This window comes from Quyinboa sediminis (assembly GCF_042219855.1).
In the GTDB taxonomy this organism is placed as follows: Bacteria; Bacteroidota; Bacteroidia; order Bacteroidales; family UBA5342; genus JBHJHP01.
In genome coordinates this window covers 59719-76276 of sequence record NZ_JBHJHP010000004.1, presented here as the reverse complement: position 1 = coordinate 76276, position 16558 = coordinate 59719, and the positions used below count along the sequence as shown (strand labels likewise).

Annotated in this window: 7 protein-coding genes; 3 read left to right on the top strand and 4 right to left on the bottom strand. The window is 41.2% G+C overall.

The genetic code is table 11. The annotated features are described in order from the left end of the window. Positions 1-25 precede the first annotated feature (25 nt). On the bottom strand, positions 26-2359 hold the full coding sequence (gene pbpC / locus ACE1EF_RS10880) for a penicillin-binding protein 1C (RefSeq protein WP_375720692.1): 2334 nt from the start codon (positions 2357-2359) through the stop codon (positions 26-28). A 31-nt stretch (positions 2360-2390) separates the two neighbouring features. Beyond that, the gene (locus tag ACE1EF_RS10875) at positions 2391-7910 is read right to left on the bottom strand and encodes an alpha-2-macroglobulin family protein (RefSeq protein WP_375720691.1); all 5520 of its coding nucleotides are present in this window, start codon (positions 7908-7910) and stop codon (positions 2391-2393) included. Between the two features lie 131 nt (positions 7911-8041). On the opposite strand from ACE1EF_RS10875, the gene ACE1EF_RS10870 reads away from it, so the two are divergent. The 3 genes from ACE1EF_RS10870 (at position 8042) to ACE1EF_RS10860 (ending at position 15173) form a co-directional block, all read left to right on the top strand. Continuing rightward, a complete protein-coding gene (locus ACE1EF_RS10870) occupies positions 8042-10570 on the top strand; it encodes a LamG-like jellyroll fold domain-containing protein (protein ID WP_375720690.1) in 2529 nt (842 codons plus the stop codon). 118 nt (positions 10571-10688) lie between these two features. After that, the gene (locus ACE1EF_RS10865; RefSeq protein ID WP_375720689.1) at positions 10689-11528 is read left to right on the top strand and encodes a PDDEXK family nuclease; all 840 of its coding nucleotides are present in this window, start codon (positions 10689-10691) and stop codon (positions 11526-11528) included. Between the two features lie 135 nt (positions 11529-11663). Next, positions 11664-15173, top strand: a complete 3510-nt coding sequence (locus ACE1EF_RS10860) for a CotH kinase family protein (protein WP_375720688.1) — start codon at positions 11664-11666, stop codon at positions 15171-15173. 67 nt (positions 15174-15240) lie between these two features. On the opposite strand, the gene ACE1EF_RS10855 is transcribed toward ACE1EF_RS10860, so the two are convergent. Together ACE1EF_RS10855 and ACE1EF_RS10850 are read right to left on the bottom strand one after the other, a co-directional pair. Beyond that, on the bottom strand, positions 15241-16191 hold the full coding sequence (locus ACE1EF_RS10855; RefSeq protein ID WP_375720687.1) for an aldolase catalytic domain-containing protein: 951 nt from the start codon (positions 16189-16191) through the stop codon (positions 15241-15243). 17 nt (positions 16192-16208) lie between these two features. Continuing rightward, positions 16209-16502 carry a chorismate mutase gene (locus tag ACE1EF_RS10850; RefSeq protein WP_375720686.1) on the bottom strand — a complete coding sequence of 98 codons (294 nt, stop codon included), beginning with the start codon at positions 16500-16502 and terminating at the stop codon, positions 16209-16211. Positions 16503-16558: the final 56 nt, after the last annotated feature.

The following is a 16558-nucleotide window of genomic DNA, read 5'->3' as shown; positions in this document are numbered from 1 at the left end:
AAGAATTTCGGTTTTATCAGAATTTTCATTCCTCCTCATTCATCACTTCCACCCTTATTTTATCTTCGTTACCAGCCAGATCGCAAATGGTAATCACGTGTACACCTTTATCCATTTGAATGGCCATCTGGTGGTTGTATCTGGTTGAGCCAAGGTATGCTTCGTCCAGAAACCAGCGCATTTCAGCATTTTTCTCTTCGTGTGCTGCCTCAAATACCACCGGGTTGCGTTTCCCGTCAAAATCGACCGGCAAATATAATTTTTGTGATTTACTGGGATAGGTAAAACTTAACATCCTTGTTTCGCCACAACCAGGCATTACGGGTGGCAGATCCCTGTAGTTGCTGTCCTTCCTTCTGAAATAAATGCTGAATTTAGGAGGCACCACAAACCATTTTTTATGAATCATACGATTGGGGTCATAGCAGGATGAGTTTACGCGGTATTGTTCATCAGCCGTTAAATGAATGGTCCTATGGTATTCACACACGGACGTATAATTGGCTTTTGCCGGAACGATAATGGTATCAGCCCGTTCGCAGTTCTGGGTCATCAGTTCCCCACTTTGGCTGCACACCGGATAATAGGTCAGATCGTCCCAGGGCGTATTAAAAAAGCCGCCAGCTTCATTAAGTTGCTCAAAAAGTCGAAACATTACTGGTGCTGCTTTACTGGTTCCTGTCAGACCCGGCATGCCCTGTCCGTCGGCATTGCCGACCCAGACAGCTATCAGGTGATGTGCTGTTACACCAACCGCCCAGGCGTCCCTGAACCCAAAGCTGGTTCCCGTTTTCCATGCAATGCGCTGCTTAGAGGTAAAATAATGCCATCCGGCTTCTTCATCTGGCCGTGTAAGGTTTGTTATTTTATCCAGGGTAATCCAGGCGCCTCCGGGTGTTATTTCTGACACAGAACCAGCTTTGTGCTTGTCCTGCCCCATTAACAGCCGCGGTTCAAAAATATCAAACGTACGCCCTTCATTGTTCAGCATATTTCCCATGGATCCGTACGCCCGGGCCAGTTCCCACAGCGTCACCTCTCCTCCACCCAGAATCATGGAAAGTCCGTAATGATCCGGAGACCGGTTAAATGTACTGAACTGCAACGACTGCAACAGATCATAAAATCCGGGAATACCATATTCCTTCAACAGCATCACAAAGGGAATATTCAGCGAACGGACAAGTGCTTCACCTGCGGGTACCAAACCATCGTATTTTTTATTGAAGTTTTCAGGTGTAAAACCGTTGAGGTATGTTGGGACATCGGGCAGCAACATATCAGGCAGAATGGTTCCGTCACAGATGGATGCCGCATACAAAAAGGGCTTAAGAATACTTCCCGAACTTCTGGGCGCCATAATCACATCTACATCACCTCCGTTTGTCCGGTCGGGATCGGCACAGTTGCCCACATAGGCCTTCACACTGTAATCATCCAGATCCATCACCAGGGCTGCCACGTTATTGATGCCCTGCTGTTTATTGGCAGCTGCAAAATCATTTACAATCTGCACCGCTCTTTTCTGCAGTGACCCGGAGAGCGTTGTTTTGTACCGGCCCCTGCCATGTTCGGCAATCAAACGGTTCATCAAATGCGGCGTCCAGGCTGCCACAGCTCCGGGAGGATCCGGTAACGTCTCCAGCAGCGCCAGTTCCAGTGTTGTTTTATCGAAGTAGCCTTCATGAAAAAGTCTGGTGAGTAAGCGGTCGCGTTTGTCTTTCAGTAACACCGAATTTTTACCGGGATAGATAAGTGACGGGGCATTGGGAAGCACAGCCAGTGTGGCTGCTTCGGCCCATGACAACTCATAGGGTGATCGTTGAAAGTAGCGCCATGAAGCCGCTTCAAGGCCAACCGTATTTCCGCCGAACGGGGCATTGGTGGCATAAAGTTTTAAGATGTCATCCTTGGAATCAAACATCTCCAGCTTGACTGCCATCAGCATTTCAAGACCCTTTTGCCAAAGATTACGTGATTTTCCATTCCTTGACATCCGGGCAATCTGCATGGTAATAGTGCTGCCACCACTTACTACATGACCGGCTTTGATATTTTGGGTCAGTGCCCTAAAAACAGCCAGGGGATTAACACCAAAATGGGAATAAAAATGCTGATCCTCAAAAGTGACAAGGGCTTTTTTAAAATGGTCAGGAACAGAATCCAGCGGTTCAAAGCGCCACTGCTCATCCGAACTGACCGCAGCATTCAGAAAATCACCTTCTTCCGACAGGATCAGTGTGGCATAATCTGTTGTGAAACGGGGCAAAGGCGTGATGAGCATTACCAGTGTGACAGCCAATACCATCACGTAAAATGTCATCCAGCCTTTTCTCCTGTATTGTTTCCTTTTACTCATTTGTCATTGCCGTCCCCTCAAAACCTGCACCCTAACGGACTACTTTCACTTGTTTGCTGGCCGTCCGGGCATGATATTTATCGCTGTACATGGCTTCCACCACAGTTGCCGGCATGTAATACTGTCCTTCGTAGGCTGCATTCAGAAGCACTTCAAAAGTCATCTGGCTCTGTCTTCGCAGATTGAAGAACATGTAAATCCTGTCGTCCCTGATATCCATATAATCCGGTTGATCCGAACTCAGTTTATAGCCTTCACCGTATAACCTGGTGTTGATGATCTCCCATCCTGACGGGAAGATCTGCCGCAAGGCCACATTTTCAATATCGCTTGACCTGGACCAACCGGTGTAACGAACCGTATATATCATTTTAAAGTCCGTGCCCTGTGTAATGGATTCAGGATTTAACGTATTTCCGGCCATATCAGTGAACCGGATCTTCAGATCAATATTCTCACTAACCGACTCACGCCTGTCAATGATGGGAAGGCCAACTGATCTGGCTGTGACAAACAGCACATTCTTACTGTTATTGTTAATGGTGATCACAGAATCCTTGTCACTGTTCCATTCCACCAGTTTAATCAATTCTTCGGTCTTCACCGTTTCTTTCGATTTTCCTTTAACCTGGTATGACGCATTCATCGGGTCATCTTCAGACATTACCAGTGATTTGGCTTCAGCCACTGACATTAACATCCATGCTGTGGTTTGTGTGCTCAGCCATTTGTTTGGATTGGATAACACTTCTGAAAATTCCTTGATGATCCGGGCCGATTCCTGCTTTTTACCAAGCTGAACCAACGTCTCCAGCAACATGGCATAATCGCGCCATTTAGAACCATAGGTTTCAGACATATCTTCATAATCGGCTATTGCCAGTTTATTCATGTCCACCAGGTCTTCAGCCACATCTTTTTTACCGATCAGCGCATAAGCAGCGGCCAGTCTCCATTTCACCTTGTCGTTCAGGCCGGTTTTCTGACGTAGCCGGTTCATACCGCTTATATCAGGTTTTCCTGCCAGTGCAAGTACATATAACCTGTAAGACTGTGTATAATCGTAATAATAATAATCGTAGGTTCTGGTCCATTCCACCACTTTAGTCCCAAGGTATTCCAGTGCTTTGTCTTTCATTCCGTAAGGAATCTGGTAGCCCTGTTTTTCAGCTTCCAGAATAAAATGAGTGGCATATACCGATCCCCAGCTTGAAGCCGTTTTATGTCCCGGCCAGTAGGAAAATCCTCCGTCAGGCAACTGGAATTGCATTAGCCGGTTCAGTCCTGTGATAATATTATGATGCATCTGATCAGCCATCTGAGCATCGGGTTGAATCAGCTTATTGATGTATAGCTGCGGAAATACCGAAGATGTGGTCTGTTCAATACAACCGTAAGGATACCTGATCAGGTAATCAAGACGCCCTTTCAGGTTCAACGGTGGCATGGACGAGAATTCGAGGCTGATAGAATTTGTTCCTGGCATTCCAGGCAAATCAAGCTGTACCTGCTGTTCTTTCCCCGGATCCAGAACCAGATCCTTAGCCTGCTTCAAGGGCAGGTTCGGGTTCCGAACCTTAATATTTATCTCATAGTCTGCCTTTCCTTTAGTGGTCTCAACAACGATCTTAACCGTTCCGGTGCCCACTTTATCAGCTACGGCCAGATCAAACTTCACATTATACTCACCGGTCTCCTTAACCTCTATTGCTTTCGTGGTCTCACCAATGGTAAACATATCGTTGACACTTACCGACACTTTCGCATTCTTGATCGTTTCATCCATAATGAACGCAGAGACAGGCAGACTCACTTTTTCTCCCGGTGAAAGCACACGAGGAAGGGTTGCCAGCACCATTACAGGTTTTTTCACCGGCATTACTTCATCGGCTGATCCGTACCTGTCACCGCTTCCGGCTACAACCATTGCTTTTACAGAACCGATGTATTTAGGCATCCTGAATTTCAACACGACTTCTTCACCCTGTTTCAGTTGATGTGGGCCGGAATACATAACCACCGGTTTAAAACGGTTATCATCCTTCTTATCCTTGTTGTTTAATTCATCACCACCACCAATGCCAAACACCTTCTCTATTTTACCACCGAACGCTCCGGATACATAATCGAACATATCCCACATTTTAACCAGCAAAGCCTGACGTTGATAAAATGCACCATGAATGTCCGGTGTTTTAAAGTTGGTAATATCCAGCAAACCTTCATCCACAATGGCCAGCGTGTACGTCATTGGTTTTCCGCTTTTCTCCTTAATTTTCACAGAGAACTGCTGTTCGGGCTCAACTGATTCAGGCAGTGTGATTTCAGGTTCAAGTTCCTTTTCAGGATCCGTCACAAATACCGGTATAACGCCATACATGCGGATTGGATTTTCATTGACCGTTTTCTCATATGGTTGAATCAGTGCAATATTGACATATGCATTCGGTGCCATATCGGATGAGGCAACCAAGTTGAATTCACCACCATTTTCACCAACCTCAACCCAGAAATTCTGGAGAATGCGTGTTCCGGATTCTACACTTACCAGTGCTCTTGCCCCTTTTTCTCCCGGGAACTGAACCTTGATGGTTTCTCCCTTGGTGTATTTGGCTTTATCGGTATTAAACACCAGTCGTGTTGCACCTCCTGCACCTTCATTGCTTTTACGCCATGGCCAGTCAAAATAAGCAATCTGTCCGGTACTGTGACCGTTCGGATCAATTACACGGATCAGATAGCGGCCCCATTCACGTTCCCCCAGCTTAAGGTTAAACATGCCCTTTCCGTCTTTTGTATAAAGTGACTTGGTCATCACCGGCCTGTGGTAGGTATTTTGAATATAATAAGCCAGATTCTGATTATTGGAATGCCACCACCAGGACCACTCCAGCCTGTAAACCTCCACATCGAGTTTTGATACATCCACAGGATTACCATGTACATCAACAGAAGCAACCTCCACATGATACTCTGTTCCTGAATTATAATGCCAGCTGTTCTTTGGTTTTTCCGGCATCTTCATCCCGATGTATGTCTTAAAGGGAGAATAATCCTTTGAGGTTTGCACTATACTAAACTCACCACCCGGTTCAAAAGCCTTGGTTGTAAAAACAGCTTTTAAAAGAGATGGCGCATACCTGGTTGAGATTTTTTTCAGCGTAAACTCTGCTTTCCCCTGACTGTCCGTCTGACCTTCAAACACTGTTTCTTCTTTCATATCCAGTTCCACTGCCGGATCACTGAACACAAATCCGGGAAGCTTATCAAACCTCATATTCTGAGGGCGGAACATTACATCTGTTTTTACCTTCAGGTTTTTACCCACAGCACCATGTAGCCAGGCGACATCCAGTTTTCCAACATTTGCCTTGGTTCCGTCAAGAATTTCATCCTCAAAGTTCAGCTTAACTTTCAGGCGGTTAGGTTTAATGGTTTCAATTTTTATGGTCTTTGTGAATTTGGCTCCTCCGATATGAATGGCAGCCAGCCAGTTTCCGGTTGGATCACTATTCTCTGTTTTCAGCTTAAAGGTATAGAATTTACCCACAGGCTGTGTATTGACAACTTTCTTTACCAGCTTGTTATCCGGATTATAAAAATACAGTGTTGCAGGCTGATTTTCAGGAAGCGGATTATCTGTATCCTTAATCACCATGGCCAGGTGAATGGTATCTCCGGGCCTCCACACGCCACGTTCACCATAAATAAAAGCATTTATTCCTTTGGCAGCAATTACTCCACCTACATCAAAACTGGAATAGGACAGCGCTGTTCCGTCATCCACACGCAGGTATGTTTTTTCGTTTCCCCGCTGAGCCAGAGCAAGCCATGGCATACCATCAAGCTCAAATTCAGCCATGCCATCCGAATTTGTTTCCTTTTTACTCATCAGCTGATTCTGGTGATTATAAAAAGAAACCGAAATTCCGGACAAGGGCGATGCATCAATCAGATTGGTAACAAATGCACGGTAGCCTTTCTGACCATTTGTTTTAACCAGAATTCCCAGGTTGGAAGAGACCACATTGCGATATACCCATTTGTTATGATAATATGATACATCACATGGATTATCCTGCTCACTCCAGTCATAATCGTCATCATAGGTATAATACGGCCAGTACTGACCTTTGTCAAATCTTTCATAATCCTGATCCACAGGTTCCGGTGCTTCTATACCGGCTGATCCTTCGGTTGCAGTCTCCGTTGAACTGCTGCATGGATAAGTCGAATATTCCTTTCTGAACCGGAATTCAATTCTGTAAATGGCACCCGGTTCCGTTTGAATTAATTCTTTAAGATTCAGTGAATAATTATTCCATGAACCTTCATCCACAACGATATCTTCGGTGAGATTAATTTTCTTTTTAAGAATCAGCCGTCCGAAATGAGCCAGGTCATCATCGCCATCCAACTGGTTTTGCTGCAAAAAGTACGGTACATTTTCTTCAAAAATCCTGATGACATATAAATCAACAGCTGACAGATTAACTGCCTGAAAAGGAACGATGCACTCCTCATTGCCGGAAGGAATGATAACACCCGACTGAGGAAATCTGACATTAGGTTTTATAGCTTCAAAACTTACAGTTATCAGTTCATCCTTTTTTAGATGATAATTCATCTCATTCAACAGATCACCAGAAACATTTAAAGTTTTGGTTCCGGTTATGCGATGAGCCGGATATAACCGGACCACATTATTCTCTTTTTTTACTTTCACATTGACCACGCCTTCCAGTCTCACTAAGCCGGAGATATCCTGATCCTGATTCAAAGGGTCAGAAAATTCCACAACCAGGCATTGTGCGGGTTCCTGCTCTACTCTTGTTTTTAGCAATTTAAAATTGTTCAACCCGGGAATTTCAATATCAAGCTTATCCTCTTTATCCATGTTCAACGGATCGCCATTGACCAAAACCTGGAAATCGGTATTATCTTCTTTTCGCGGAATACTGTCTACATAAAACAAGTGCTTATCAGGACTGACGTGTAACCACTGTAATTTACTGTTCAGATCCTTATCGCTTAATGATATGATGTTTTCAACTACATCATTCTTTTCTGCGTCAGCCAGCAAAACAGTACCTTCCATGCGGTATGCCAGTCCCTGTGACTGCAGACCTCCGATTCTTACTGAAAAGTCCTGCTTTTTTGTTTTAAAATCAAACCGTACTGTTTTATTGTTGGGATCAACATCAGGAAAGAGTTTATCCACATTGACTGATGCAGTGTACACTTTATTAAGATCCAGCCAGATCTCCGGCTTGAACGCAATAGTCCGGCTATCGAACCAGTAAGCTGTACCTTTTACGGAAGGAACCAGTTTAATGACATCTTCCTTAACCTCTTCTCCCTGGCGGGCAGTTGGTACATCCTGCGTAAAACGGACTGTTATTTCGGCGGTTCTAGATATCGTACCCTTGGTATACGATTCAACATATTGCTGAAAAACAGCACTTTTTTCATTGGTTACAGGTTTCTTTTTGGAACATGAAATGACTGATAAAACTAGGATCAGTGCAAAGATTATCCCGGTATTCTTCATGGCAATTTTTTTAATAGTTTTAACGGACTAATGTAATAAAAAAAAGCAAAGTGTTAAAAATTACAGATCACTTTTAAAAAATTACTTAACTTAGCAATCTGTTTGAGAATTAATCAATTTACCGTAGTACTATGAAAGCAAAATTACTTTTATTCCTGGTTGTTACATATCAGATCTCTTTTGGTCAGGTAAACCTGGACAGTGGATTAGTTGCTTATTATACATTTGATGGAAATGCTAATGACTTTAGTGGAAATGAAAACCACGGAACTGTTTTTGGAAATGTAGCATTAGCAAAAGACAGATTCAACAACTTCAATTCGGCATACTATTTTGATGGTGTTGATGATCAGATTATAATTCCGCATACTGCTCTTAACAGTTTTAATGCACAAACTGATTCATATACAATAATGCTATGGTTAAAGAGTGACTCAAGTGTTATGAATGCATGCCGCGTTATTGAAAAATGGAATTCAGAAACAACTTCCTCATATCCATACAGTTTACAGGCCGGCCCTAAAGGCTGTAATTCTGTTATTTACGATACATACAACACATACGAAAATAATGTTGGTATGATCTGGGACAACACATGGCATCTGTTGGTGGCTTCTGTTGATTCCTCCACAAAAAAATTAACTACTTTCTTAGATGGAGACACCGTAAATTCGATTTCTATAGAGAATATCTCATCTACATCCAATAATATCGACTGGATAATCGGTGGCATTTATGATGATTATAACCGTTCAAGAAAATACATAGGTTACATAGACGAATTGAAGATTTACAACAGAATTTTAACAGATAACGAACTAAATCATCTTTATAACGAACAGGAACCGGTTGCAAATATTATGGATAGTTTAGTGGCCTATTACCCCCTGGACTCCACATTTAATGACATGAGTGGCAATGATTTTGACGCAGAAAATCATGGTGTAACATTTGGATCGGACCTATTTGGCAAGAAGAATGCCGCCGCTTATTTCGAAAATGCAGCTTACCTTGTTGTGCCCCATGATAAAAAACTGAATTTCAGCACAGAAGATTTCAGTATTTCACTTTGGGTAAAAAGCAATTCAGATGCAAGACAAATGATTTGCCAGAAAGGAGGAATTAATGAATACGATGATCCTCAATACTGGATAAGACTTAATGATCAACAAGGCACGGCGTCTTTTACAACCGGAAACGGAACCAGAAATTCTGTTATAACAACCTGCAAAAATAATATTGCAGATAATGAATGGCATCATATCGTAGCGGTAAGAATGGATAGTTTACATCAACTGTTTGTCGATAATCATCTTGTTGCCCAAACAATAGCAACTCCGCAAAACACTGATAATGATCAGGACTTAAAATTCGGACTTCAAAAATTATACTACGGAGATATTAATCCGTTTTCAGGTTATTTGGATGAAATCAAAATATTCAGTAAAGCACTGTCTGAAGATAACATTAGTGATTTATATAATGAGTATATTCCACCGGTTAAACTTGATAGTGGTTTAGTTGCCTACTATCCTTTTGAAGGAAATGCACTGGATTATAGTAAGTATAAAAATGATGGAACGGTTTCCGGTGCAACACTAACAACGGACAGATACGCCAACGAAGATAATGCGTATTATTTTAATGGCTCAGATAATTATATTGAAGTACCTCATGATTCATCACTTGTATTTCATAAGGAATTTACACTTTCAGTATGGATTAACATGGATTCTGCCAAGTACATGGGAAGTAAAATAATAGATAAATCAATTGGAAGCCTGGGAAAGGGTTTTGTTCTGGATACTTATGACATGGAACATACCGGTCGTAAAATAAGACTACAGGCTATAAACGGCTGGATATACATGTCACAAACCACCCTTGAACTGAATAAATGGTATCACATTGGTGTAATAGCCAAAGAAGGCAATGTGAAATGCTACATAAACGGACGTTTGGATTTTGACATTACGGGAGAGAAAGACACATTAACTAATGCTGAAGTGCCATTAAGATTTGGATTTGATACAGGAGTAAGAACAGGGCCTGATTATGATGATGGATTTAACGGTAAGATTGATGATATAAGAATCTACAACAGAGCCATATCCTATCAAGAAATGCAGGAGCTCTATTCAGAAGTGATTTGTAAAGAACGAAATGTTATTGATACAGCCATATATTATGTCTCATCCAAAGAATTTGAAGCGGTTTCACCCCAAACATATTACAAGGGTATTGATACCCTGGCAAGTACATTTGGTTGCGACAGTATTGTAACGCAGTATGAAAAGTATATTTTTGATCCTGAATATTGCACAGCATCAGTTGTTGACTCGGTATCTGTTACCGATACACTCATAATAGATGTCATTTTTACCAATAATGAGGAAGAAGATCTGACCAACAGAATTTTAATCTATCCAAATCCGACCAGGGATATGGTGAACATAAATACAGGAAGTTATTACAATCAGATCTCTTCATACCAAATTAAGATAACAGACGTCAGTGGAAGAGTAGTATTTGAATCCTATATCAATGAGCCAATCTACACGATAAACATAGATGAATTTGGTGATCCTGGTATGTATCTGATTCAGATTATGAATTCTGCAAATCATATTACAGATACCAGGAAACTTATTCTTGAATGATAATTACACGAAAACATGATATCCCCGCTTTTTTCAGGCGGGGATTTTTGTTTAAATCATTTCTGATATAAAATACCTGAATAAAACCTATATTTATCGTTGCTTTTAATAAATTCAAATGAAAACCAATACTATAGTCATCAAAAAGGCTTCCGGCGAAGAAGAGATATTTCAGGTAGATAAACTTAAAAAATCGCTGAATAATGCAGGTGCAAATAGTTCAACATCAGAGCATATTGCAGAAGAAATCTCAGACTTTATATATCCGGGCATTACAACAAAACAAATTTATCATCGTGCTTTTTCCTTATTAAAAAAGGAGCGTTCTGCAGCATCCATACGTTACAAGCTAAAAAATGCTATATTTCAACTGGGTCCTTCAGGCTATCCCTTTGAAGATTTAATCGGTCAGATTTTTGAAAGACAAGACTATGAAACAGAGGTTGGAATAGTTGTGGAGGGGCACTGTGTAACGCATGAAATGGATGTTATTGCTACAAAGGATGGCATACAGCATCTGATGGAATGTAAATACCATAAAGATCAGGGAAAACAGGTAAGCATACAGGTTCCGTTATACGTCAGATCGAGAGTGAATGATATTATTAAAAAGCGGGAATCGATGCCGGAGTTTTCCAACCTGCAATATCAGGGTTGGGTTGTTACCAATACACGGTTTTCATCCGACTCCATCAAGTATGGTAAATGCTGTGGATTAAATCTTCTTGCATGGGATTATCCTTATGGCAACAGTCTGAAAGAAATGATTGAAAGGTTAAAAATATATCCAGTTACTATTCTTCACAATTTAACCCTCAAAGAAAAACAGACTCTGCTGGAGAAAGAAATTGTCACCTGCAAGCAATTACATGATCAAAAAGATATATTAACGCAGCTGGAGCTTTCAAAGACAAAAATCAAGCTCATCACGAATGAATTATCAGATTTAGGGCTATAAGCAATTTCATGTTTTATAACATAATATTCTGACAAACAGTACAGTTATTATGCGTATTTAGCTGTCAACTGACGTTATGTAATTGTAATATTTATTACATTTGTTGGCTTGTTATATGTTTTAAGGTAAAAATTAATGGTGCTTGTTCGATATTTATTCACAGGTTTATTATCTGTTGTTTTGTTACAGGTTTGTCTGCCGCAGCAGGTTATTATTAATGAGGTCATGTCTTCCAATCAGCAGTATCTGAGAGATGAGGACGGAGATACTCCCGACTGGCTGGAAATATGGAATAACAGCAACCAGGTTGTCGATCTTGCGAACTACAGCATTTCAGATGACCTTGACACATCGCAGGCCTGGCACTTTCCTTCTTTTCATCTCTCACCGGATCAGTACCTTCTTGTTTTTGCATCCGGTAAAAACAAACTAAATGCTCCTCAGTATTGGGAAACAATTATTAAAGAAGGTGATGACTGGAAATATATCATACCCGATGCAGAACCTTCGGCTGAATGGCGGGGAACAGGGTATAATGATGCGGAATGGCTTAATGGACAAAGTGGCATAGGTTATGGAGATAACGATGATAAAACCACCGTACCCACAGCAACAATTTCTGTCTTCATGCGTAAAACCTTCACCATTCAGGATAAAGATCTGGTTCAGAAAGCTATATTACACATGGATTATGATGATGCCTTTGTGGCATATCTGAATGGCAATGAAATTGCAAGGGCCAATATTACTTCAGCTGGTCCTCCTGCTTATAATGCCTTTGCCGACAACTCCGGTCATGAAGCTTTAATGTACACAGGAGGAGATCCTAATGAATTTCCACTGGAAAACATTCAGGATGTATTGATTGATGGTGAAAACGTATTGGCAATTCAGGTACATAACGCAGGAACCAACAGCTCCGATTTAACCGCCATACCCTTTTTATCTTTAGGTTTCACCACACCCGTTTCTGGTTCAATAGCTGACTTTGTGGATCTTCCACAGTCCAAGTTTCATACCGATTTCAGCATCTCCTCTTCTGGAGAAAGCCTGTATCTGTTTAAAAACAATTTTCTGGTAGACTCAATTCAGGTACCGGCTCTACCTACAAATATATCCTATGGCAGAAATTCGGTCTATCCTGATGTGTTTAACTATTTTCCTGATCCAACGCCGGAAGCAAAAAATACAACTCAGGGCTATACCTCACTGACCGGTAGTGTGACGTTTTCAGTTAAAGGGGGTATTTTTTATAACAGCTTGTCACTCACTTTAAGTTCGGACAATGCAAGCGACCATATTTATTACACCACTGACTATACTGAACCCAGTAAATCGAGCATACCGTACACTGGACCGATCAGTCTGAATTCAACCAAAGCCATACGTGCGGCTGTTATAAACGATGGTGGTATGCCGGGTCCTGTTTGTACAGAAACTTATTTATTCAATATAAAACATGACCTGCCGGTAATTTCACTGGTATCAGAGCCGGATAACTTTTTTGGATACGAGACAGGCATTTATGTTGAGGGACCGGGACATACATCAAGTGGAGAGAATTGTGACAATGGTCAAAACTGGTGGCAGGACTGGGAACGACAGGTTAATGTAAGTATGATTTTACCAAGCGGAAAACAAGCGTTTTCCCAGGATGCAGGCGTTAAAATTTTTGGAGGATGCAGCCGTAATTTCGCACAGAAATCCCTTAGCCTGCGATTCAGAAGCAGATATGGCAAAGACGGATTAAATTATAAAGTTTTTGATGAGCTTAATCTTGATAAGTTCTACAGTCTCAATCTCCGGAGTTCGGGTAACGACTGGAATCAGACCATGATGAAAGATGCATACGCCAGCCGATTCTTCCCGGACGTAATTGATAAACAGGCCTATCAGCCGGCTGTTGTATATATTAACGGCGAATACTGGGGTATTCATAATATACGGGAGCGATTTGACGAATACTATTATGCCACCCATTACGACATTGATCCGTCTACAGTTAATATCATGCAGTTTCACGTCAACTGGCTTATAAATCTGGTCCAGGGTGATGACCAAAACTACCTTGATCTTATGGACTTTATTGAAGACAATGATCTTACGGTACCTGAGAATTACACCCATGTTAAACAACAGATGGATGTTGAAAACTTTGCTTTATACCAGGCATGTAATATTGCGGTTAAAAACACAGACTGGCCCGGTAATAATGTAAAATATTGGCAAAGTTTTGATTATGATACCAAATGGCGTTGGATGACCTTTGATCTTGATTTTGGATTCAGTGATGTCAATCATAATACACTTACTTTTGCAATGGCTGACAATAACACCGGATGGCCTAATCCGGCTTTGTCAACATATCTTCTCAGAAGAATGAATACGAACGAAGATTTTCAACATGTGTTTATCAATGCCTTTGCAGATGTTATCAACACATTGTGGAAATCAGATTACTATTTACCCATCTTCAATAAAATGAAAAGCGATATCTCCAGCGAGATACCTGCTCATATGTTGCGTTGGAATGGTGATCCCAACGGATGGTCTTCGCGGGTTGACGGACTTAAGTATTTTAGTGCTCAACGCCCTAATATAGTTAAGAACTTTGTCCGTGACTACTATGGTATCGATGGGATGTACCGTCTGACCTTATCGGTTAAAGATTCCGAAATGGGCGACATCAAAGTCAATACAGTAGAACTTGGAAAATACGGCTACCCCTGGGAAGGCGATTATTTTAATGACATTCCGGTACGGCTGGTAGCAAAACCCAAAAAGGGATATAGTTTCAAATACTGGTCAGGATCTGTTTCATCAACCAACGATACTGTTTATGTTACCGCCAATAAAGCTACTGCAGTTCAGGCAGTCTTTAAAGCCGATCCTTCCTATAAGGAAATAATTGTTATTAATGAAGTGTTTTATAAAAACGTAAATGCTCCAACACCGGAAGATTGGGTCGAAATTTATAATAAAGGTGACAATGCCGTTGATCTCTCAAACTGGATATTAAAAGACGATGATGATGATCATGTATTTATTTTCCCTGAAGGTACTGCAATTGATGCAAATGGATTTCTTGTCATCTGCCGCAATGCAAGAGCGGTAGCTGATTACTACGGGTACGTAATACCCAAAACAGGCGATTTTGACTTTGGATTTGCTAACGAAGGTGACTGTGTAAGACTTTATAACCAGAAGGAGATTCTGGTAGATTCACTGGCCTACAGCAATCCGGATCCGGATGACAGTGAAGCCTTTTCCTATCAGCGCATTGAAAAAGAAAATGATGTGGCATGGTTTATAACTGATAACTATGGCACACCGGGCATGGAGAATGTGTACTGGGGAACACCTGTTACACATCCTGTTGCAGGAGAAACCGTGTTACTTACAACTTATCCTAATCCGTTCAGAGATCAACTTAACGTGACCTTTGACGTCCATGAAAGAACATATGTTTCCATAAGTCTACTCGGGCAGGATGGTAAATACATCCGTCAGATTGAGGACGGAACATTCAACTCCGGTTCATACACCATAAGCTGGACAGAAGGAGCGGATCTGCCTAAGGGAATGTACATGGTGATAATTAAAACGAACGGACAGGTCAAAACAGAGAAAGTCATTAAACTTTAAACACAGAAGGTGCAATAAAAGCCGCCTGATAAATTCAAGCGGCTTTTATTTTTAAATTTTCATTAAACTATTCAAGTAGTTCATAATCGTGCATGGATTTCATGAATTTTACAAAATCGTTTTTTTCTTCTGAATCCATCCATGCCATTGCACTTCGGGGATGCTCATTCATTGCTCCGGTAATCAGATAAGGCACATGATATCCCCAGTCAATCTTTTCCTGCCAGGGCAATACCTGTTCCTGTATTGCTTTTAACAGAGGTAGTAACCTGTATTTTGGGTTTTTAAGGAATGCGATCAGAATTTCAACCGGACAGTTACCGGCACCGCGTCCCATACCCAGAAGAGTGGCATCAAGATAGGTTGCTCCATCCATCAATGCGGATATGGTATTTGACATGGCCAGTTGCATGTTATTGTGTGCATGAATTCCGATTTCTTTATCCGGCAACATCTCCTTGTATTTCTTCATCAGATGAAGAATCGTTTCACTATACATACTTCCAAAACTATCCACCAGGTAAAATACCGGCACTCTTGATTTGGCAACATCTGATAATGCCTCTTCCAGATCCCGTTCGTTAACCTTTGATACAGCCATAAGATTAATGGTCGTTTCATATCCTTTGTCCATACAATGATGAGCCAGTTCTATAGCTTTGTCCATCTGATGTACATAACAGGCTATGCGCATCATATCGATAACGCTGTCTGCCCGGTTAGGAATGTCTTTGGGATCAATTCGTCCGATATCGGCCATTGCTGATATTTTCAGACTGGTCTCATTATTTCCCATAATACGCCTCAAATCGCTGTCTGCACAGAATTTCCACGGGCCGACCTCATCACGACTGAATGCAAATTCGCTGCTGATATAACCAATCTCCATATAATCAACACCTGCTTCCACACAGGCATCATAAACGCCTTTTACAAACTCATCGGAAAACTGCCATTTGTTCATGAGACCACCATCACGAACGGTACAGTCCACTACTTTAATATCCTCTTTATACATGATTTTCGCTTTGATAATTATCGCTTATTAAAAAGATTTAATTCTTTGCTTATGTTATGTTCAACCAGAAATTTATATATGTTTTCTATCATATCTGGAGAAAGATTGTTTTGTTCTGCCCACCATCTGCGTTGAGCAAAAAGTATTTTCTGACGGTCTTCCGCTACAATTTCTTCCTGATTATTTTTAAACCGGACAATCTCCTCAACACATTTTTGTCTTTTTGAAAGCAACTCAATAATGGCAAAGTCGATCTCATCAATGATTGACCGTACTTCCTGAATGGATGTACAATTTGCAGGATTCTTCATAATTAAAATTAATATCCCTGCAAAAATAACAATCTATAACAAACCAGGGCGGTTTG

What these genes read in the sequence shown, in the direction of transcription:
- pbpC (WP_375720692.1), bottom strand. Translation starts at nt 2,359, where the DNA reads ATGAGTAAAAGGAAACAATACAGGAGAAAAGGCTGGATGACATTTTAC.
- ACE1EF_RS10875 (WP_375720691.1), bottom strand. Translation starts at nt 7,910, where the DNA reads ATGAAGAATACCGGGATAATCTTTGCACTGATCCTAGTTTTATCAGTC.
- ACE1EF_RS10870 (WP_375720690.1), top strand. Translation starts at nt 8,042, where the DNA reads ATGAAAGCAAAATTACTTTTATTCCTGGTTGTTACATATCAGATCTCT.
- ACE1EF_RS10865 (WP_375720689.1), top strand. Translation starts at nt 10,689, where the DNA reads ATGAAAACCAATACTATAGTCATCAAAAAGGCTTCCGGCGAAGAAGAG.
- ACE1EF_RS10860 (WP_375720688.1), top strand. Translation starts at nt 11,664, where the DNA reads ATGGTGCTTGTTCGATATTTATTCACAGGTTTATTATCTGTTGTTTTG.
- ACE1EF_RS10855 (WP_375720687.1), bottom strand. Translation starts at nt 16,191, where the DNA reads ATGTATAAAGAGGATATTAAAGTAGTGGACTGTACCGTTCGTGATGGT.
- ACE1EF_RS10850 (WP_375720686.1), bottom strand. Translation starts at nt 16,502, where the DNA reads ATGAAGAATCCTGCAAATTGTACATCCATTCAGGAAGTACGGTCAATC.